General features: G+C 58.7%; 19 protein-coding genes. 9 read left to right on the top strand and 10 right to left on the bottom strand.

The window, feature by feature from the left end; all coding sequences use genetic code 11:
* Positions 1-122: 122 nt before the first annotated feature.
* The 3 genes from E4P01_RS21125 (at position 123) to ahpF (ending at position 3,448) form a co-directional block, all read left to right on the top strand.
* The gene (locus E4P01_RS21125) at positions 123-1,055 is read left to right on the top strand and encodes a site-specific integrase (RefSeq protein ID WP_216091410.1); all 933 of its coding nucleotides are present in this window, start codon (positions 123-125) and stop codon (positions 1,053-1,055) included.
* Between the two features lie 133 nt (positions 1,056-1,188).
* Entirely contained in the window at positions 1,189-1,752 is a 564-nt protein-coding gene (ahpC, locus tag E4P01_RS21120; RefSeq protein ID WP_005788226.1) for an alkyl hydroperoxide reductase subunit C, read from the top strand.
* 130 nt (positions 1,753-1,882) lie between these two features.
* Positions 1,883-3,448 (top strand): alkyl hydroperoxide reductase subunit F, encoded by a 1,566-nt coding sequence (ahpF, locus tag E4P01_RS21115; RefSeq protein ID WP_216091409.1) that lies wholly within the window; start codon positions 1,883-1,885, stop codon positions 3,446-3,448.
* An 83-nt stretch (positions 3,449-3,531) separates the two neighbouring features.
* On the opposite strand, the gene gloA is transcribed toward ahpF, so the two are convergent.
* Entirely contained in the window at positions 3,532-4,053 is a 522-nt protein-coding gene (gloA, locus tag E4P01_RS21110) for a lactoylglutathione lyase (RefSeq protein ID WP_005788230.1), read from the bottom strand.
* A gap of 178 nt (positions 4,054-4,231) precedes the next feature.
* On the opposite strand from gloA, the gene E4P01_RS21105 reads away from it, so the two are divergent.
* Complete coding sequence (locus E4P01_RS21105) at positions 4,232-4,768, top strand: DUF4946 domain-containing protein (RefSeq protein ID WP_078821338.1); 537 nt, start codon at positions 4,232-4,234, stop codon at positions 4,766-4,768.
* Positions 4,769-4,879: 111 nt separating this feature from the next.
* Here E4P01_RS21105 and E4P01_RS21100 read toward each other — a convergent pair whose 3' ends face one another.
* On the bottom strand, positions 4,880-5,245 hold the full coding sequence (locus tag E4P01_RS21100; RefSeq protein ID WP_032875443.1) for a histone-like nucleoid-structuring protein, MvaT/MvaU family: 366 nt from the start codon (positions 5,243-5,245) through the stop codon (positions 4,880-4,882).
* A 174-nt stretch (positions 5,246-5,419) separates the two neighbouring features.
* On the bottom strand, positions 5,420-6,961 hold the full coding sequence (locus tag E4P01_RS21095) for an EAL domain-containing protein (RefSeq protein ID WP_216091408.1): 1,542 nt from the start codon (positions 6,959-6,961) through the stop codon (positions 5,420-5,422).
* A 426-nt stretch (positions 6,962-7,387) separates the two neighbouring features.
* Between E4P01_RS21095 and hppD the strand changes: the two genes are divergently transcribed.
* Both hppD and E4P01_RS21085 read left to right on the top strand, forming a co-directional pair.
* Entirely contained in the window at positions 7,388-8,464 is a 1,077-nt protein-coding gene (gene hppD / locus E4P01_RS21090; protein WP_032875438.1) for a 4-hydroxyphenylpyruvate dioxygenase, read from the top strand.
* A 164-nt stretch (positions 8,465-8,628) separates the two neighbouring features.
* Positions 8,629-9,858: a DUF6543 domain-containing protein gene (locus E4P01_RS21085; protein ID WP_216091407.1), complete on the top strand. Its 1,230-nt coding sequence runs from the start codon at positions 8,629-8,631 to the stop codon at positions 9,856-9,858.
* Positions 9,859-9,912: 54 nt separating this feature from the next.
* Here E4P01_RS21085 and rarD read toward each other — a convergent pair whose 3' ends face one another.
* The 3 genes from rarD to E4P01_RS21070 all read right to left on the bottom strand — a co-directional run bounded on the left by rarD (position 9,913) and on the right by E4P01_RS21070 (position 12,922).
* Entirely contained in the window at positions 9,913-10,794 is an 882-nt protein-coding gene (gene rarD / locus E4P01_RS21080) for an EamA family transporter RarD (RefSeq protein ID WP_032875435.1), read from the bottom strand.
* 127 nt (positions 10,795-10,921) lie between these two features.
* On the bottom strand, positions 10,922-11,938 hold the full coding sequence (locus E4P01_RS21075; RefSeq protein ID WP_032875432.1) for an aldo/keto reductase: 1,017 nt from the start codon (positions 11,936-11,938) through the stop codon (positions 10,922-10,924).
* Between the two features lie 81 nt (positions 11,939-12,019).
* The gene (locus E4P01_RS21070) at positions 12,020-12,922 is read right to left on the bottom strand and encodes a LysR family transcriptional regulator (protein ID WP_216091406.1); all 903 of its coding nucleotides are present in this window, start codon (positions 12,920-12,922) and stop codon (positions 12,020-12,022) included.
* Positions 12,923-13,023: 101 nt separating this feature from the next.
* On the opposite strand from E4P01_RS21070, the gene E4P01_RS21065 reads away from it, so the two are divergent.
* On the top strand, positions 13,024-13,728 hold the full coding sequence (locus tag E4P01_RS21065) for an SDR family oxidoreductase (RefSeq protein WP_216091405.1): 705 nt from the start codon (positions 13,024-13,026) through the stop codon (positions 13,726-13,728).
* Positions 13,729-13,752: 24 nt separating this feature from the next.
* Here the strand turns inward: E4P01_RS21065 and E4P01_RS21060 are convergent, their stop codons facing one another.
* Both E4P01_RS21060 and E4P01_RS21055 read right to left on the bottom strand, forming a co-directional pair.
* A complete protein-coding gene (locus E4P01_RS21060) occupies positions 13,753-14,625 on the bottom strand; it encodes a hypothetical protein (protein WP_216091404.1) in 873 nt (290 codons plus the stop codon).
* A gap of 179 nt (positions 14,626-14,804) precedes the next feature.
* Positions 14,805-16,115 carry an MFS transporter gene (locus E4P01_RS21055; protein ID WP_216091403.1) on the bottom strand — a complete coding sequence of 437 codons (1,311 nt, stop codon included), beginning with the start codon at positions 16,113-16,115 and terminating at the stop codon, positions 14,805-14,807.
* Positions 16,116-16,275: 160 nt separating this feature from the next.
* On the opposite strand from E4P01_RS21055, the gene E4P01_RS21050 reads away from it, so the two are divergent.
* Complete coding sequence (locus E4P01_RS21050; protein ID WP_216091402.1) at positions 16,276-17,391, top strand: sugar diacid recognition domain-containing protein; 1,116 nt, start codon at positions 16,276-16,278, stop codon at positions 17,389-17,391.
* Positions 17,392-17,491: 100 nt separating this feature from the next.
* Positions 17,492-18,631, top strand: coding sequence for a glycerate kinase (locus E4P01_RS21045; RefSeq protein WP_216091401.1), 1,140 nt, complete (start codon positions 17,492-17,494; stop codon positions 18,629-18,631).
* Here E4P01_RS21045 and E4P01_RS21040 read toward each other — a convergent pair.
* Positions 18,621-19,733, bottom strand: a complete 1,113-nt coding sequence (locus tag E4P01_RS21040) for a class II histone deacetylase (protein WP_216091400.1) — start codon at positions 19,731-19,733, stop codon at positions 18,621-18,623. The genes E4P01_RS21045 and E4P01_RS21040 overlap by 11 nt on opposite strands.
* Positions 19,730-20,884, bottom strand: coding sequence for an MFS transporter (locus tag E4P01_RS21035; protein ID WP_216091399.1), 1,155 nt, complete (start codon positions 20,882-20,884; stop codon positions 19,730-19,732). The genes E4P01_RS21040 and E4P01_RS21035 overlap by 4 nt, the downstream gene beginning before the upstream one ends.
* Positions 20,885-20,903 lie beyond the last annotated feature (19 nt).

Below are 20,903 nucleotides of genomic sequence, written 5' to 3'. Positions count from 1 at the left end.
ACTTTAACACGTATAAAAAATCGTTGAAATTCATGATTTAACAGATGGGATATTGGCGTATTATCCCGTGTCATAACGGTTTTAACCGCCACTTCCCCTGACGGCAGTACGAAACGACACCCATGAGCGAGCTGGATCGATATCTCAACGCTGCGACCCGCGACAACACGCGCCGCAGCTACCGTGCGGCGATCGAGCACTTCGAAGTGAGTTGGGGAGGGTTTCTGCCGGCCACCAGCGACAGCGTGGCGCGTTATCTGGTGGCGCACGCCGGAGTGTTGGCGGTGAACACCTTGAAACTGCGGCTTTCGGCACTGGCGCAGTGGCATACCAGCCAGGGCTTTGCCGATCCGACGAAAGCGCCCGTGGTGCGCAAGGTGCTCAAGGGGATTCGTGCCGTGCATCCAGCGCGCGAGCGGCAGGCTGAGCCTTTGCAGCTACAGCATCTTGAGCAGGTCGTCACTTCACTGGCGCTTGAAGCAAGCCAGGCCAGCGAAAACCAGGACCAGCCCCGCTTGCTGCGCGCCAAGCGTGACACTGCGCTGATCCTGCTGGGCTTTTGGCGGGGGTTTCGCAGTGATGAGCTGTGCCGATTAAGCATTGAGCACATCCAGGCTGTGCCCGGCGCCGGGATCAGCCTGTACCTACCACGCAGCAAAGGCGATCGGGAAAACCTGGGCAAGACGTACCAGACACCAGCGCTGCTGCGCCTGTGCCCGGTGCAAGCTTACAGCGACTGGCTCAGCGCCTCGGCGCTGGTTCGCGGCCCGGTCTTTCGCGGCATCGACCGTTGGGGCAACCTGGGCGAGGAGGGGCTGCATCCCAATAGCGTCATCCCATTATTGCGCCAGGCCCTGGAACGTGCAGGCATCCCCGCCGAGCAATACACCAGCCACTCCCTGCGGCGCGGCTTTGCCACCTGGGCCCATCGCAGTGGCTGGGACTTGAAGTCGCTGATGAGTTACGTCGGGTGGAACGACATGAAATCCGCCATGCGCTATGTTGAAGCGACGCCGTTTCTCGGCATGACCCTGGCCACCCAGCCGCTGATTTGAAATTTCTTCTATTAATACCGCCACTTGATAGAGAAAGCCAATCATCAGCATCAGGTTTGCCAATGGGCCATCGACCGAAAGAGTCGGTAGGATTCATCTCATCAACTTCTTAACCCCTGACGGAGAGTCAACGATGCCTATCATCAACAGCCAAGTAAAACCGTTTAAAGCCACCGCTTTCAAAAACGGCAGCTTCCTGGATGTGACCGACGCTGACCTGAAAGGCAAGTGGTCGGTAGTGTTCTTCTACCCAGCCGACTTTACCTTCGTTTGCCCAACCGAACTGGAAGACCTGGCTGACAACTACGCCGAATTCCAGAAACTGGGCGTCGAAATCTACAGCGTGTCCACCGACACCCATTTTGCCCACGCTGCCTGGCACAACACTTCGCCAGCCATCGGCAAAATCCAGTACACCATGATCGGTGACCCAACTCTGACCATCTCCCGCAACTTTGACGTGCTGATCGAAGAAGCTGGCTTGGCTGACCGCGGTACTTTCGTGATCAACCCGGAAGGTCAGATCAAGATCGTCGAACTGAACGACGGTGGTGTTGGCCGTGATGCTTCCGAGCTGCTGCGCAAGATCAAGGCTGCTCAATACGTCGCTGCCCACCCAGGCGAAGTGTGCCCAGCCAAGTGGAAAGAAGGCGAGGCCACTCTGGCTCCGTCCCTGGACCTGGTCGGCAAGATCTAAGTCTGTGAAGACGTATCAAGGGCGGGAATCCGCACTTAAGTAAGCTGCATCCGCCCTCAAAACGCCCGGGCGAGATTCGCTCGGGCGTTTTTTTGTCTGCAATAAACCGAATGAACAGGAAATCGCCCGTATGTTGGACGCCAATCTTAAAGCTCAGTTGAAGTCATACCTGGAACGGGTCACCCAGCCGATCGAGATCGTCGCCTCCCTCGACGACGGCGCGAAATCCCAGGAAATGCTTGCTCTTTTACAGGACGTCATCAGCCTCACCACGCTGATTACCCTGAAAACCGATGGCGATGATGCGCGCCGGCCATCGTTCTCCATCAACCGCCCGGGTGCCGATATCAGCCTGCGCTTCGCCGGCATCCCCATGGGTCATGAATTCACTTCGCTGGTGCTGGCTCTGTTGCAAGTCGGTGGCCACCCGTCGAAGGCCAGTGTCGAAGTGATTGAACAGATCCGCGCCCTTAAAGGTGAGTTCAGCTTCGAGACATACTTTTCGCTGTCGTGCCAGAACTGCCCGGACGTGGTCCAGGCCCTGAACCTGATGGCTGTGTTGAACCCCAATATCCGTCACGTGGCCATCGACGGCGCGCTGTTCCAGGCCGAAGTCGACGAGCGCCAGGTCATGGCGGTGCCCAGTGTCTACTTGAATGGGGTGAACTTCGGCCAGGGCCGCATGGGCCTGGAAGAAATTCTTGCCAAGCTCGACACTAGCGGCCTCGAAAAAGCCGCCGAGAAAATCAGTGCCAAAGAGGCGTTCGATGTATTGGTTGTCGGCGGCGGCCCAGCCGGTTCCTCGGCGGCCATCTACGCAGCCCGTAAAGGTATCCGTACCGGTGTAGCGGCGGAACGTTTTGGTGGCCAGGTGCTAGACACCATGTCCATTGAGAACTTTATCTCGGTACAGGAAACCGAAGGGCCGAAACTGGCCAGTGCGTTGGAAGCGCATGTGCGTCAGTACGACGTGGACATCATGAACCTGCAGCGCGCCAGCAGCCTGGTGCCGGCGAAAAATGCCGGTGAGTTGCATGAGATTCGCTTCGAAAGCGGTGCGACCCTCAAGTCCAAGACCGTTATCCTGGCCACTGGCGCCCGTTGGAGAGAGATGGGTGTGCCGGGCGAGCAGGAATACAAGGCCAAGGGCGTGTGCTTCTGCCCGCACTGCGATGGGCCGCTGTTCAAGGGCAAGCGAGTTGCGGTGATCGGCGGCGGTAACTCCGGTGTGGAAGCGGCTATTGATCTGGCCGGGATCGTCAACCATGTCACGTTGCTGGAGTTTGACAGCAAGTTGCGCGCCGATGCGGTGCTGCAACGCAAGCTTTACAGCTTGCCGAACGTGGATGTGATTACCAGCGCGCTGACCAGCGAAGTCAAAGGCGATGGTCAGAAAGTCACCGGCCTTGCCTACAAGGATCGCGACAGTGGTGAGTTCAAGACTATCGACCTGGAAGGTATCTTCGTGCAGATCGGTTTGTTGCCCAACACCGACTGGCTCAAAGGCACGGTGGAGCTGACGCCTCGCGGCGAGATCATCGTGGATGCTCGTGGCGAGACTTCACTGCCGGGTGTATTTGCGGCCGGTGACGTCACTACCGTGCCCTACAAGCAGATCGTCATTGCGGTGGGCGAGGGTGCCAAGGCCTCCCTGAGTGCATTCGATCACTTGATTCGCACATCAGCCCCGGCATAAGTGACACGCGAAAAACCAAAAAAGCCCCATGAGCAATCATGGGGCTTTTTTATTCCTGCGTACTGCGCGAGACGCGCCGCGTGTTACATCGGCGCCGGCTGGATGATCTCGACCCAGTAACCATCCGGGTCCTTGATGAAGGCCAGGCTCTTCATGCGGCCATCCGTCAGGCGCTTCTGGAAATCGCAGCCCAGCGCTTCGAAACGCTCGCACGCAGCGACGATATCCGGTACCGAAATACAGATATGGCCAAAGCCACGCGGGTCGGTATTGCCGTTGTGATAGGCAAAGTCGGCGTCGTTTTCGGTGCCGTGGTTATGGGTCAGCTCAAGGATGCCCGGAATCGATTTCATCCACTGGGTGCGCTCGGCGGCGTCGGCCGGGATTTGGGCCTTGTCCACCAGGGCGAGGAAATACAGGCTGAATTCGGCTTCCGGGAAGTCGCGTTTTTCAACCAGGGAGAAACCCAGCACGCGGGTGTAGAAGTCCAGCGATTTGGTGATGTCCTTGACCCGCAACATGGTGTGGTTAAACACAAAATTTGCAGTGGCGGTGTCAGGTTGGGCAGTGACGCCCGGGAAGGTGTTCAGTTCGTGCAGGCTCATGGGCCCTCCAGAAAAAATGGGGCAAAGCGGTCCCTTGGCGTGCGGCAAGCATCCGTGCTGCCGGCTCATGATACGCAAGGGCTACCTGCCGCGCCAAATGAAAAAACGCACGCGGCCCTTGCGAGCGGCGGGTCCGGGGCCGCAAACTTTGCGGCTTGAACCCTGGGCGTTTTTCATAATGATCGAGTTTCGTAAATCGCTGTTGAGTACGTTGTGCCTGATGCTGGGGAGCCCGTTCGTATTGGCGGCCGACCCGGAGATTCATTGGCCCAGCGGCTGGCAGGTCGAAGAAGTCATACCTGACGACGAAGTCCCCGCGAAGGCTCAAACAGTGTCTCGCCAGCGCGCGATCAAAAATGATGAAAACGGCGCAACCCTGATGGTCATGGAGTTGACCGGCACGCCAATTGAAACCGGACATAAAGTTAATCTTCCAGGCGTGTTACTGGAAATGCGCAAATCGATTCAGAAAGATTTCGCCCAGGGCGGTTATCAAAGCGTGTGCAGCAAGATGCATCCTACGACACTGAGTCGCCTTGAAGCGTTGGAGACTACTTGCGTGATAACCGAAAATGGACGGCACGTGTTGTCACAAACATTAGTCGGCGCAGTGGATACAGATAAGGCCTATGTATTTTCTTACGCGGGCCAGGCGCAAGCCTACGAGGCGAGCAAAGACGAAGTCAGTTCGGTGCGTAACAGCCTGAAACTTTGAATCGACCCTTTTTAGTGGTTTTGAACAAAATGAACGGCTGGTTAAGTTCGCTTTCGAACCGTCAACTGCAAAAAAGCCCCGCATGTGCGGGGCTTTTTTAGTGCGGGATGATTAGCCGCGCAGCCAGGAATCTACCGTGGCAGCGCCGTACTCTTCTTTCCACGCTTTCAGGCCGCGGTGGTTGCCGCCTTTGGTCTCGATCAGCTCACCGGTATGCGGGTTGTGGTAAACCTTGACGACCCGTGCACGGCGCTGCTTTGGCGCTGCGGCGATGGTAGCACCCGCCTTGCGCGGGGCTGGATCAAGAATGGCGATGACATCGCGCAGACTTTTGCCGTAGCTGTCCATCAGCTTTTTGAGCTTTTCTTCGAATTCGATTTCTTTCTTCAAGCCTGCGTCATTCTTCAAGGATTCCAGCTGGGCCAGCTGCTCTTGAAGGGCTTTTTCTGCTGCGCGAAATTCGGCGAGTCTGGACAAAATCTGTACTCCAATAGTGTAGTGGCTGATATCAACTGCAGACAAAGCTATAAGCCAGAAACGTTAACACGACGTCAACGAAGAAGACCCTTCTGCGAGTTCTGCACAGGCAGAAAAATTGTAGTAGTTAATCCCTCTGGAGTAAATCATGTCTTCTGTCCAAATAACAATCTTTCATCGGTTGCCTAACGATTTAATGAACTCATCGCAGGGTAGCGGCTTGCCGAACAGGTAACCTTGTAAGAAATCCACACCTTGGGCGACGAGGTATTCACACTGTTCTGCTGTTTCCACGCCTTCGGCAACAATGCCAAGGTCAAGCTTGGCTGACAGTTCTATGATGCTGTCCAGAATATGCCGTGACAGTGCATCCACACCGATCATGGCGACAAAGCTCTGATCAATCTTCAAGTAGTCGACATTGAAGTTGCGCAAGTAACCGAGGCTGGAATGGCCGGTGCCGAAGTCATCGATCGCGATCATCACCCCCAACTGATGCAGGGCGTCAAACAGGCTGCGGGTGGTTTCGGTGGGCTCGATCAGTTCGCGTTCGGTCAGCTCCAGTACCAAGGTGACCTGGCCGGGCGGGAAGGCTGCGAGAAACTCCTGGCAATCGTTCACCAGTTCGAGGTCCTGGCAATGCCGCGCGGTAATGTTCACGCCAATATGAAAACCGGGGTTGAAGCGTTCGGCATGGGGCGCCAGTTGCGCGGCGGTCTGGCGCAGCAGGGCGCGGGTCATCGGCACGATGAGGCCGGAGTCTTCGGCCAGGGGAATAAACAAATCTGGCCGCACCAGGCCCTCTTTAGGATGTTTCCAGCGCATCAGCACTTCGCAACCGGCCCACTGACGCGTATCACCGCGCACCACGGGTTGGAAGTACGGGATAAATTCGTTGGCGCTTAATGCACGTTGCAGTTCGTGGGTGGGTGCCGACGAGCGTTTTTGCAGCCAATGGGCGAGGATGCCAGCCAGCAAACCAAAGAACGCCACCAGGCTGAACACCGCCGGATAGCGGGCCTGCATATAACGCCAGGTTTCCCCGGCAGGCATCCCGGCCTCGACGCTGTAGTGATAGCGCGCCGACGCCAGGTGATGATGCGCCACGACGAACACGGGCACTGCGTCGTTATGCACTTTGCCGTCGGCATCCAGCCAATTGGGCCCGACTTGCAGCACCAAATAGGCGTAACGACTGATCAGGCGCAAGGCATTGGTGAGGTGGTAGCTGTCGATCGAGGCAAACGCGCCTTGCTCACCCTCCACCAGGCGGTAAACCAGTAACGCAGTATCTGGCGTGACAGGGTTGCCATTCATCAACCACAACCGGCCATCCACATAGTCGTCCGGGTTGACCGGCGATTGGTAGTCGCCGCCAAACAGTGAGCTGCAATAAATGTTTTTCTGCCAGGACAACGTGGTGGCGCGTACGAACGGCCGGCGCGTGACCTGTTCGCGCAGCGCCAGTTTCGCCGCGTTATCGCACGGCTTGCCTGCCAATGGCAGCAAATCCCGGGCGGCGAGGGCGGTATTGTCGAGCATCAAATCGAACTGGCGCACTGCTTCCTGAGCCGTTTGTGTGGTGCTTTGTTCAAGTGTGCGTTCAGCTTGCCAGTAAAGAATCGCGACCCCCAGCAGAATCGGGAGCAGTCCACAGGTTGCGCTGATGACGTAACGTGTGGCTCGGCCTCGTGGGCCTTTGGAGGTCAGGGGCATAGGGACAGTCAGTCGCTGAAAAAAGAAGGGTATGTGCCGATGATAGATGGCATTGCCCAAGTACGCTCGCTACCTATTGTTGATTCTGGGCTGTGGGCCCATTCACGCGTGTCCCGGGTGCTTAACCAGCCGGCGCGCTTGCTACAAACCTCTTGCACGAAGCAGGGCAATGGGGATTTGATAAGAGTACGGACAAATCTGTTTACGCTGTGTAGAATCGGTTTACGCATACAAGAATATGGACTTGCGCTCACGCAAGCCTCGGCCGTCAGAGACTGATGACACCATGAAGCTACTCGGCTCCCCCCTCATCTTTGGTGACTTCCTCGCCCGCAGCGTGCGGGGTCTTTCCTGTGCGCCACCCTCGAACCTCATCCTTGCTCGCAACTGATCAATTGCTACCTACAAGAATGATGAGGCATCGAAATGACCGACCAATATGAAAACCCGATGGGCCTGATGGGCTTTGAATTTATCGAATTCGCATCGCCGACGCCTGGCACGCTGGAGCCGATCTTCGAGATCATGGGCTTCACCAAGGTGGCGACCCACCGTTCCAAGGACGTGCACCTGTATCGCCAGGGCGAGATCAACCTGATCCTCAACAACGAACCCGGCAGTCTCGCCGCCTACTTCGCGGCCGAACATGGGCCGTCGGTGTGCGGCATGGCATTCCGCGTCAAGGACTCGCAAAAAGCCTACAACCGGGCCCTGGAACTGGGCGCCCAGCCGATTCATATTGAAACCGGGCCGATGGAACTGAACCTGCCGGCGATCAAGGGTATCGGCGGTTCGCCGCTGTACCTGATCGACCGCTTCGGCGAAGGTAACTCGATCTATGACATCGATTTCGTCTATCTCGAAGGCGTTGACCGCAATCCGGTAGGCGCCGGCCTCAAGGTCATCGACCACCTGACCCATAACGTCTATCGCGGACGCATGATCTACTGGGCCAACTTCTACGAAAAACTGTTCAACTTCCGCGAAGCGCGCTATTTCGACATCAAGGGCGAATACACTGGCCTGACCTCCAAAGCCATGAGCGCACCGGATGGCAAGATCCGCATCCCGTTGAACGAAGAATCATCCAAGGGCGCCGGGCAGATCGAAGAGTTCCTGATGCAGTTCAACGGCGAGGGCATCCAGCACGTGGCGTTCCTCACCGACGACCTGGTCAAAACCTGGGACGCGTTGAAGAAGATCGGCATGCGTTTTATGACCGCACCGCCAGACACTTACTACGAAATGCTGGAAGGCCGCCTGCCGAACCACGGCGAGCCGGTAGACCAGTTGCAATCGCGTGGCATCCTGCTGGATGGTTCCTCGATTGCAGGCGATAAGCGCCTGCTTTTGCAGATCTTCTCGGAAACCCTGATGGGGCCGGTGTTCTTCGAGTTCATTCAGCGCAAGGGCGACGATGGATTTGGCGAAGGCAATTTCAAGGCACTGTTCGAGTCGATTGAGCGCGACCAGGTGCGTCGTGGCGTACTGACTGCCGAGTAATTCAATGGATAACGAAAAAACCCGGTTTTTACCGGGTTTTTTTGTGTCGGTTATATCGGGTTGTAATTGCCGGGCGGTGAAATAGGAACAAATGGTTTTTCAAATATCACACAGAGGCGAGGAGCGCAGAAAAACCTGCGCTTCCATTCCGAAGAGGTCCGCTTATGAATGTGAATTGTCCTACCCCTCAACGCCCGATCGAGCCCAGCCTACCAGCGGAACAGACCGAGCCAGTTCGCTATGTGCGTTCATCCGATGATGCAGACCTGGTCAATCAGGCGCGTAAGAAGTTTCTGGATGATGGCGAAACCGAGTTCCTGGGCGACACCCTCAGTGCCGAGGGTTATCAGTTGGTGAAGGCTGTGGTCTCACGCAACAAACCGGGTGCGCCCGGAGTGCAGGTCTCGACATTCGCGGTTGATGGCGCCCAGTCCAATGACATGATGGTGATCAAGCGGGTGCCGCCTACAGAAGATGGGCCTAATCTCGTCCTGTATATGCCGGAAGATGACGTGACCTCGTTTCATGAGTTCAAGGATGCAGAGGAAATGACGGCCTGGCTCAAGGACGTAGCCAATGACCCGACTGAGCGAAAGCGATTTACCCAGCATTTTTCCAATCCTGAAGCACCCAAACAGCAGGAACGGGTCAACAAGCAGTTCGGCGAGTTCGCGGCTGGCGATATTAATGCGGTCGTGGGTAGTTTCGGCCATGAGCGGGGGGATATTTTCGAGCGGTTGAACAAAGACGCCTCGGTCCCACCCGCTCAGGTCGACGGGCTGGTGCGAACGCAGCTCTATAAACTGGAACCAGATGGAAAGGCGTTTTATGTCGGGTATCGGCCAGATGGAGAAGCCATCGTCTATAGCTACGACGCTTATGGAAACTTGCAAGGCGGCGGCCAAAAAAAGGACGCCAAGGCGAGGAGATTTTATTTCGTCCAAAACGGGTTGAACCAAAACAAACCGCTTGAACCCATGACCTTCAACGAGTTCCGCAAGAAAATAACCAGTGTCTCCCTGGACAACGTGCGCGCTAATGACCTAATGGGTCTTTACGACGAGTTCCTGAAGCAACTCAGAAGTCCTGGGCATGGCCTCGCCACCGCGTTGAAAGCGCTGGGTCTTTCTGACAACGTGGCGAATTCCATCGAAACCATCCTGAAAGACCCCATCAAAGGAACGCTGCTTGAATTGAATCACGACAATCGTGTCGGCAAGGTGTTTGGTGTTGATAAGGCAGAGATGGATGCCAACTTGGAAAGGGTGGGCAGTCAAATCCAGAGCAACATCCCCCATTACGGTAAGTGGAGGAAAAGGTTGGAGAACACAGCCGACGTCATTGAACAAAGCGTAGGTACGCCTGAATTACCGACGACCGAAGTCAGGACCTGACTCGACAGAGGGGAATGGATACCCCACGCCATTGCGCCACTTCCATCCAGCCACTCAAGCTCGGTGTTGACGCACTAGATGTTTGAACCCTTCATACACCAGGACCATCACCGCCAGCCAGATCGGGATATAGGTCAGCCATTGCCCGCCTTGGATGCCTTCGCCCAACAGCAGTGCCACCGCCAGCAGCAGCACCGGTTCTACGTAGCTCAGCAGCCCGAACAGGCTGAAGGCCAGCAAGCGACTGGCAATGATGTAGCTCACCAGCGCCGAAGCGCTGATCAAGCCCAGCATCGGAATCAACCCGTATAGCTTGGGATGCACATCGAGCACCGCAAAACCCTGTTCGCCGCTCTGCACAAACCACCAGGCCACCGGCAGCATCAGCGCCATATCCAGCCACAGCCCGCCCAAATGATCGGTGGTCAGGTATTTGCGCACCACGAAATACACCGGGTAGCCTATGATCACCACCAGCGTTGCCCAGGAAAAACCACCAGCCTGATACAACTCGTTCAGTACGCCCAGCGCGGCAAACACCACGGCGATCTGTTGCAACCGTGACAACCGCTCGCCATAGACCAGGCGCCCGGTGAGCACCATGGTCAGCGGCAGCAGGAAGTACCCCACGGACACGTCCAGGCTGCGCCCATTCAGCGGCGCCCACATAAACAGCCACAACTGCACGCCGAGCAAGGCAGAAGACACCAGCACCCCGGCGATCAGGCGCGGCTTGGCCGCCAACATCCGCAACAGTTCCCACACCCGCCGCCACTCGCCGCTGACGATCATGAACACCGTCATGCACGGTACTGTAAGCAACATGCGCCAGCCGAAAATCTCCAGACCACTCAACGGTGTGAGCAGTGACGTGAAGTAATACATCACGGCAAACAACACCGAGGCCAAGACCGATAACACCACACCTTTAGACACACTGTCCTCGCGAAAGCCGATTCATATCCAGTTCCAGGAGGGGAGTATGGCGTTTTTTGCGAGAAATAGAATGCGGGCGGGAGTTTGCTTCCACCCACATTTCAATCTCCATGCTATCAGGCAGATTTCAGTCCGCTCGCAACGCCACGCGGCCGGAAACAAAATGGCCCAGGTCGTTGAACCCCGGAGTGGACGAGTGCCCGGGCGTGACCAGCGAATCAATGAAGGCCTCATCCTCAGGCGTGATGTTTACGTTCAGCGCGTGAGTGTAGGCATCCCACTGCGCCTCGGTACGCGGCCCCACAATCGCCGAACTCACTGCCGCGTTGTTCAGCACCCAGGCAATTGCGAACTCTACAATCCCCACGCCACGTCCCTGGGTGTATTGCTGGATCAGCTGGGCGATGCGTAGCGACTCCACCCGCCATTCGGTTTCCAGGATGCGCTTGTCCTGGCGCGCGGCACGGCTGCCTGGCTCGGGTGTAACGTCAGGTGCGTACTTGCCACTGAGCACCCCACGTGCCAGCGGGCTGTAAGGCACTACACCCAAACCATAGGCTGCCGCCGCTGTGATTTGCTCGACCTCGGCCTGGCGGTTGACGATGTTATACAGCGGCTGGCTGATAATGGGTTTATCTACCCCCAGGCGCTCGGCCACGCGAATCACTTCAGCGATGCGCCAACCGCGATAATTGGACAGGCCCCAGTAGCGGATCTTGCCTTGGCGGATCAGGTCGCCAATGGCCGACACGGTTACCTCCAAAGGCGTGTCGTGATCTTCACGGTGCAGATAGTAGATGTCCAGGTAATCGGTATCCAGGCGCGCAAGGCTGGCTTCCAACGCATTGAAGATGCGCTTGCGGTTCAGCCCGCTGCGGTTGGGCAAACCATCGGCGGGGCCGAAGCCGACCTTGGTGGCCAGCACCCAATCCTGGCGATTGCGCGCAATGGCTTCGCCGACGATCTCTTCGGAGCGCCCGCCGGTGTAGACGTCGGCGGTGTCGATAAAATTGATACCCTGGTCCCAGGCCTTGTCGATGATACGCAGCGAGTCTTCGGTGCTGGTTTGTTCGCCAAACATCATGGTGCCGAGCGTCAGTGCGCTGACTTTCAACCCGGACTGGCCCAATGTGCGGTAAATCATGCAAAGCTCCTCATTGCAGGCAAATGTGAGTCATGCAATACCAGACCCGACGGCTCTGGAACAAGCCCTGGGCGCATTTCTTCATCCGCGCAGCAATGTCTGGCAGCGGGCCTGTAAAAAACGATGCAGCACTTTCACCCGCTCCGATACTTGCAGACGGTGAGGGCACATCAGGTTGAACGGCGTGGGTTCGCCTTGCCAGTCGGGAAGCAGCGGCACCAGCCGCCCGGCCTGGATGTCTCGGGCCACATCCAGGTTGGCTTTATAGGCAATGCCATGGCCGGCCAGCGCCCAGCGCCGAACGATTTCGCCGTCATCGCTGAGGTAGTCGCCGCTGACTTCGACCTCCTGCAGCAGTGTGCCCTGGCGGAAATACCAGGTGCTATTGGCCTGCCCGCGGCGCATGTAGCGCAGCGTACTGTGCTGCGCCAAATCTGCAGGCACCTGCGGTGCACCGTAGCGCGCCAGGTAGTCGGGGCTGGCGCAGACGATGCGCTGGTGGCCGGGCACCACTGGCAGCGCCACCAGGCTGGAATCCCTCGGCACGCCAAAGCGCAGGGCGATATCGACGGTGTCGCGAAACAAATCGGCATTGCTGTCGTTGAGTAACAATTGCAGGCGGATGTTCGGATGCTCGAGCTTGAACTCATCCAGCCAGCCCAGCAGCACATTGCGGCCAAAGTCCGAGGGAGCGGCCAATTGCAATAAACCACTGAGGCTTTGGCCTTGTTGCTTGATGGCATGTTCGCCTTCGCACAGGGCTTCCAGCGCCACTCGCACGCTGTCCAGATAACGCCGGCCTTCTTCGGTCAGGCGCATGCTGCGGGTGGAGCGGGCAAGCAGTCGGATGCCGAGCCGGGTTTCAAGACGCTTGAGGGCAATACTGGCCGCTGCTGGGGTAAGGCCGAGGCTACGGGCGGCAGCGGTCAGGCTACCGGTGTCGGCGCTGCGCACAAAGACTTCAAGGTCGAGAATCGAGCCCATTGATAAAAATCCTTTAAAGATCTTGTCGTTTTACCCGGATTTTTCACCGATTGCCAAGCTGTGAAGATGAAGGCTCACTTTCTTATCCAGGTAGTTTTCACATGGTCTCTTCTCTGAGCGGTAAAACCGTCATCGTTATTGGCGGCAGCAGCGGTATCGGCGCGGCAGTGGCCCAGGCGGCCATCGCTCGCGGCGCGCACGTGGTGCTGGCCGGGCGTCGCTTGACCTCCGGCATCGAGAACGGCGTACGCAGCGAACCGGTGGACGTCACCGATAGCGCGTCGTTGCAGCGATTGTTCGAAACGGTGGGGCATTTTGACCACCTGGTCTACACCTCGGGCCCTTCGGTGCGGGCCAAGCCCCTGATCGAAACCGACCTTGACGAAGCCCAGGAAAATTTCGATGTGAAACTCTGGGGCGCGCTGCGTGCGATTCAACAGGCGCTGCCGTTCCTGAATGAACACGGCAGCATCAGCCTGACTTCCGGTCAGTTGGGGCGCAAGCTGGCACCGGGGCAGTTCATCAAGACCGGCATCAACGCTGCGACCGAAGCATTGGGCAAGCAACTGGCCAAGGAACTGGCGCCACGTCGAGTCAATGTCATCAGCCCGGGCGTGATTGACACCCCGGCCTATGCCGGGTTGGCGCAAGAGCAGCGCGTGGCGATGTTTGCCAACGCAGGCGGGGCATTGCCGGTTGGCCGGGTAGGGCAGGCTGAAGACGTGGCGGCGGGGTATGTGCTGGCCATGGAGAACAGCTTTATAACGGGAAGCATCATCGACATCGACGGCGGCGGGCAGCTGTAACCGCCCACCGCCGGTGCCCTTTGGTTAATGACGGGCCTTGTCCAGTGTAAACGTCCCTATGGCAGTAAACTCAGGCCCGTCATTTCTTCGAAAGGAACAGGCAAACTCACCCGAGCCATGCTCGTCAGTGACTTCTTTGTTCAGTTTCAGCACCCCAGCATGGGCTGTCACCGTCCCATAAGTGTCGAGTCGTTGAAACTGAACGCGGACGTCATTATTGCCGGCCAGGTCATGGATCAATCCCTTCGCGTCGTTATAGACCACGATGGCAAAAATATTCCGAGTCCGCGGCAAGCCGTCATCGTAATAGTCGCCCATGAAGATTCGGCGATCCGGGCGGTGGCCCCCGAAGTCGGAGCTATCAATCCGCAGGTCGGTTTTGAAAGAGTAAGAACCCGGTAGCGGCCCACCCTCGAAAGTCAGGTCCAGTTCACCCTTGGCCGGATACTGGGCGCTGTGAACCATTGACACGCCTGTCAGGTCGACATCACCTTTTGTCAGCGTTATTTGTTTATCGCTACCAAACTGCGCTTTACCCGAGAAAGACGCCTGCATCCGTTCACCGTCGAATGACACTGTTATCTCCCCGGCAGTTGCCCAATAGGGAGAAATGCCCGAGTTTTCATACGCAGAAAAGAGCAACCTGGCTTGCCCATCGGCAAAGCTATAGCTGTGTTCGGTCCCGTCACTCGGTAGCTCAGCGGGAAGATAAATATCAATGCCATAAAAATGGTTGGGCTCTGGCGAGAGACGTTTTGTCGCCACCAAATGCCATATTCCATTTGGCTCCTGGTACATATCCATTTTATCCGCGTCACCTTGGAAGGTCAGGTTGTGTGCGCCTGCTACTGTGACTGTTAACTTACCTTGGGTGCCCTGTGCTGTTTTACTGATCATCTCGATAGCCCTTCAAGAAGTGAAATGAATTCACAGTGAAGGCTAAATGCGATCCAAAAATTTGAATACTGTCAAAAGTGACAGGTATAAAAAGCAAGCCTTTAATTCCATTCAAGGCAGCGTGTGCCGACGCAAACACCCTCACGCCTTCCAAGAGCATCTGCGCCGTCCCATGGAGGTTAAACCTTGAGCGCACGCGTCATCCGCAAAGCCAACATACTCCCACCCACAATCACCGCCGCCAGCAGGTACAACGCCACATCGGTTGAACCAGTGGCATCTTTCACAAAACCGACGATATACGGGCTGAGAAACCCCGCCATCTGCCCCATGGAGTTGATCAACGCCAAGCCACCCGCTGCGGCACCGGCACTGAGCATGGCGGTGGGCACCGGCCAGAACATTGGCAGGCCGGTAAGTGCACCCATGGTGGCGATGGTCAAGCCAAGGATGGCGATGGCCGGGGTGGTGGCGAAGTTAACCGCAATCACCAGGCCGATGGCGCCCATCAGCATCGGCACTACCAAGTGCCAGCGGCGTTCCTTGCGCAAGTCAGCGGAGCGGCCCACCAGCAGCATGAACACCGCCGCCAGCAAATAGGGGATCGCGCTGAGCCAGCCAATCACCAGGTTGTCGCTGAACCCCAGGTTCTTGATGATCGAAGGCAGCCAGAAGTTGATCGCATACACGCCGCTCTGGATGCAGAAGTAGATCAGGCCGAACGCCCAGATCGCCGGGTTCTTGAAGACTTCGGCCAGCGAATCGCTGGTGGTTGCGGGCTTGTTCGCCAGGTCCGTGGACTGGTCGGCTTCCAACACTGCGCGCTCATGGGGCTTGAGCCACTTGGCATTGGCGAAGCTGTCACTGAGCAGAAAGTAGGCGAGGGCGCCGAGGATCACAGTCGGGATGCCCTGCAGCAGGAACATCCACTGCCAGCCCGCCAGGCCACCTTGGCCGGCTGCGAAGTGGTTGAGGATCCACCCAGAGAACGGGCTGCCGAGCAAGCCGGACACCGGGATTGCCGACATGAACAGCGCCATGATCCGCCCACGGCGGAAGGTCGGGAACCACTGCGAGAGGTACAGCACCACGCCGGGGAAGAAGCCGGCTTCAGCGGCACCGGTAAACAGGCGTAAGGTGTAGAAATGCGTCGGCGTGGTCACAAACAGCAAGCAGGTAGACAGCGTCCCCCACACGATCATCATCAACGCGATCCAGCGCCGTGGGCCGAACCGGGTGAGTGCCAGGTTGCTCGGCACGCCGCACAGCACGTAGCCGATAAAGAAAATCCCGGCGCCCAGGCCGTACACGGTTTCGCTGAACTTCAACGCATCGAGCATCTGCAGCTTGGCAAAGCCAACGTTTACCCGGTCGAGGTAATTGAACAGGTAGCAGATAAAGATGAAGGGGATCAGGCGCAGGGTGATGCGCTTGTAGATGGCGTTTTTATCGTCATCGCTGGCCAGTGCTGCAGTGGCGCTCTGTGGCATGGGATTCTCTCTTTATTATGATTTTTCGCGGCGCGAGGGTAACGTTGACCGCCCCAACAGTCTCGGCGACGTAATGGGCGACTGTCTTTGTGCCGGCGCACAGCGAAGCCGCCTTTGCGCTGTGCCGGTGAACAACCCGTCTTTTCAGGAAATTAGCCCCATGTTCGAGTTGGATCATGACTTGGCGCAGGAGATTGTCGATCGCACCATGGCAATCCTGCCGTATAACGTCAACGTCATGGACAGCCAGGGCCTGATCCTCGGCAGCGGTGAGCCGGAGCGTATCAATACTCGTCACGAAGGGGCGCAGTTGGTCCTGGCCAATGGCCGGGTGGTGGAAATCGACGGGCAGACCGCCAAGCATCTCAAGGGCGTGCAACCGGGCATTAACCTGCCGCTTATGCACGATCAGCGGCTGATCGGCGTGCTGGGCATTACCGGCGAACCCGATGGCCTGCGCACCTATGCCGAACTGGTGCGTATGACGGCTGAAATGTTGGTCAGCCACCGCCATCAGCAAGCTGAGCAGCAATGGCGACGCCAGCGTTGCGATGATTTGCTGGCCTTGCTGCTGGCCGACAATGGCGACTCCCCCCGCCTGGTGGACGAAGCCCGGCAACTGGGCCTCAAACCGCATCTGGCGCGCACGCCATACCTGTTCGAACTGGGCCCGGGCCAATCGGCAGAAGCCTTGAGTGCCTGGCTTACCAGCCGCTATCCCGACAGTTGGTGCGTCAGCCCTGCGCAGTTCTCCCTGCTGTGGTGCCGGCCTGCCGCTATGCAGGTCGATAATCCGCGTTTGCTGGAAAAGCTCGACGGCCTGGGTTGGAATATCCTGCGTGTTGCGGTTGGCGGGCAAGCGGATGGCTTGCCAGGGCTGCGCCGCTGTTACCGCAGGGTCAGTGATCTACTTGCCTATGGCCGCGATCTCCTGCCGCAAACACGCCTATTGACCCTCACCCGTTATCGTCTGCCGGTCATGCTCTGGCGTCATCGCAACGACGATGCGCTGGACGAGCTGCTCAACCCATTGCGCAAGGTGCTGGCCAAGGATAGCAATGGGCAACTGCTGGCGACCTTGCGCAGTTGGTGCGAGCACGACGGGCAAAGCCAGGCGTGTGCCGATGCCTTGGGCATCCACCGCAACAGCTTGCGTTACCGCATGGAGCGTATTGCCGAACTCAGCGGCGTCGACCCGCTGACCCTCGACGGTATGCTTGCCTTGTACCTGGGCGTGCAGTTGTTGCCTCACCCTCTGGAGGCGCAGGCTTTGTAGAAATGACCAACAAACCCCATTTGCACTTGTGCATCGGACCGGCGTCATTGCCCAGGCCAACTGGCAGCATGGGCATTATAAAAACCGGAGAAAGCCCATCATGAAGATCATCATCGCGCCCGACTCGTTCAAGGACAGCCTCAGTGCCGCAGGCACGGCCCAGGCCATTGCCGAAGGGTTGGCCCAGGTCTGGCCCGATGCGCAGTTGGTCGAATGCCCGATGGCCGATGGTGGTGAAGGCACGGTGGATGCAGTGCTCGCCGCGTGCAATGGCCAGTTGCGCCGGCAAACGGTGCGAGGCCCACTGGGAGATGACGTAGAGGCACGCTGGGGCTGGTTGGCCGACAGCCATACCGCGATTATCGAGATGGCCGAGGCCAGTGGCTTGCAACTGGTCGCACCGGGCCAGCGTGACGCGTGTTCGACGACGACGTATGGCACTGGTGAGTTGATCCGCGCCGCCCTGGAGGCGGGCGCGCAGCGTATTATCCTGGCGATTGGCGGCAGTGCTACCAACGATGGCGGGGCTGGTGCGATGCAGGCCCTGGGTGTGCAACTTTTTGACGCAGAAAGTCAGCCGCTGTCCCCAGGTGGGCTGGCGTTGGCGCGCCTGGCGCGTATTAGCCTTGAAACGCTCGACCCGCGTTTGGCGCAGGTGCGTTTTGAGATCGCTGCTGACGTCAATAACCCCCTGTGCGGTCCTCACGGTGCCTCAGCGATTTTCGGCCCGCAGAAAGGTGCGAGTCCCGAGCAGGTGGCACAACTGGACGCCGCCCTTGACCATTTCGCCCACCACTGCGCCCAGGTGCTGCCCAAGGATGTGCGCGACGAACCCGGCAGTGGTGCTGCCGGTGGTCTGGGCTTCGCCGCCAAGGCATTCCTCGGTGCGCAATTTCGTCCGGGCGTGGAGGTGGTCGCCGAACTGGTCGGCCTCGAAGACGCCGTACGCGGCGCCGACCTGGTCATCACCGGCGAAGGCCGCTTCGACGCTCAGACCCTGCGCGGCAAGACCCCGTTCGGGGTTGCGCGCATCGCCAGCCAGCACGGCGTACCGGTCATTGTGATCGCAGGCACCTTGGGCGACGGTTACGAGCAGATGTATGCCCACGGTGTGGATGCAGCATTTGCCCTACCGTCGGGACCAATGAGCCTGGAACAAGCCTGCAGCGAGGCGCCACGCCTGTTGCGCGAGCGCGCCGCGGATATTGCGCGGGTGTGGCGCCTTGCTGCTAATCGCTGACCCCCTGCGCCAACCGCTCCACCCACTGCTCCTGAAACGCTTGCAGCGCCGCACCGGGTTGCTGCAATTGCACAAACTCCAGCATTGGGTCTTGCACCGCTGTGCGCACGCCGCTTAATTCCTCGAGGGTCGCCAACCCGCAAAACGGTACGTAGGCTTCGCTGTAACCGCCTTCATGCACCAGCACCAGACGGCCCTGGCACAAACGCTCGGCTGCCTCGCGCAGGCTGCGGGTCATCAGCCGGAACGATTCGCTGTGCAGCAACATGCGCGCCAGTGGGTCGACGGCATTGGCGTCATAGCCGCAGGCGATGATGATCAACTCTGGCTCGAAACGCTCCAGGGCGGGCAGCACAATGCGTTCCATCGTATGCGCATAGGTTGCGTGACCACTGCCCGGCGGCAGCGGGATATTGATGTTGGCGCCCAGGCCGGCACCCCGGCCACGATCCCGTTCGCCGCTGTAGCCCGGTGGGTAGCAAGCGTCCTGGTGCAGTGAAACCGTCAACACATCGGCACGCTCCTCGAAGATTGATTGCGTGCCGTTACCGTGGTGCACGTCCCAGTCGATCACAGCGACTTTGCCGAGCCCGTTATGGACCTTGGCCGCTTCGATGGCAATGGCAATATTGGCGAGAAAGCAGAAGCCCATGGCGCTGTCTGCCAGGCAGTGATGCCCAGGCGGCCGAGACAGGGAATAGGCATTGTGCGCCTGCCCCTTGAGCACCGTGTCTACGGCGGCGATGGTCAAGCCTGCAGACAGTTTCGCGATCTCGTAGCTGCCCGGCCCAATCGGCGCCTGCGGGCCGAGCTCGCCGCCGCCAGCATCGCTCAGGGCCTTGAAGCGTTGCAGATAAGCGCTGCTGTGCACCCGTAGCAGGTCTGCTTCACTGGCCGGCGGTGCGCTAAGCAGGTGCAGATGACGCGTCAATCCAGACACATCCAACAAGCTTTTCAAGCGACGTTTGGTCTCCGGGGATTCGGCATGACCGCTGCCAGCCGGCGGCTGTACCCAGCCGCCTACGGGCAATGTCAGCGCGTGCGCACCTGCGCTGTGCCACAGGCTCATTTCATCGAAGAAAAATGCGGTGGTTCGGTTCATACCGGCTCCAGTTCGGTGAGGTGATTGGGACGGCTGGTGAAGATCATCACCAGGGAAAGCAACGTGATGACGGCAGCGCCCAGCAGCAGGAGGGTGAACCCGCCGCTGGCCTCGATCAGGCGGCCAGCAATCGCCGGGCCGATGGCCAGGCCACCGCCGATCACCAGGTTGGAGGCGTTCATGAGTTTGCCGCTGTGATCAAGATCGGCCAGGCAGGCCAGCACCAACGGCAGGATGAACGTCCAGGTGAACTTGAACAGCAGCGCCGCCAGGGCAAAACGCAGCAGCGCTGGCTCGCCGAGCAAAAGCAGCACAGCCGCCACCATCAGCGCATAACCCCCGAGCAACAGCATTGCTCGGGGCAGTCGCCTGCCAATCAGCGACGCGCTCGCGGCGCCGGCAATGCCCATTACGGTTGCGATGGCGAGTACCTCGCCACTGTGTTGTGGGGAAATCCCGACACGGGCGCCCAAGGCACCGATAAAGGTCCAGACACCGCCCAGGCTGATGTAAAAGGCCAGGACTGCGCCGACCCCCAGCACGGCTTTCCAGCGTGAGCCAGGCAATGAAGGGCCGCGGTTTGCCGGTGCCGTGGCATTGCCAGCGGGAAACGCCCGGGCCAGAGGCAGCAACAGGGTCATCAAGCCCGCCAGGATCAGGTAGCAGGCGTTCAGTCCAAACCGCTCGAACAAGCCCGGCAGTACGATCAGCCCGAGTGCACCGACGACTAATTGGCCCATCACCCACAGCCCGTAGACACGGCTGGGATTGGCGGTAGTGGCGGCGCTGGCCAGGCAGAGGATCATCAATGAGCCGCCGGCCAGGGCGCTGGCACAGCGCAGCGCCAGTAACGCTGCATAGGTTTCGGCGTGCATCGACAACAGATTGGCCACGATAAATAGCAGCGCTGCAATCAGGGCCGCGGCGCGCCAGTCAACCCGCTTGAGCCACCACCAGGCAGGCAAGGTCGCCAGGCTCATCGCGCCCAGCTCCACGGAAAACAAATCGCCGATGCGTGCCGGGCTCAGTTGCCATTCGCTGGCCAACTGCGCGGCCACGGCGGGTGCGGTCATCAGGATGGTTGGGGTGATGGCGGCAAACAGCACGATTGCCGCCAGCCGTGCCTTTGCCCCAGAGGGTTGAGTAGGCATTTTCAAACTCCAGGAATGG

It is taken from the genome of Pseudomonas sp. NCIMB 10586 (assembly GCF_023127895.1).
Taxonomy (GTDB): Bacteria; Pseudomonadota; Gammaproteobacteria; order Pseudomonadales; family Pseudomonadaceae; genus Aquipseudomonas; species Aquipseudomonas synxantha_A.
This window is presented reverse-complemented; position numbering and strand designations above follow the sequence as displayed.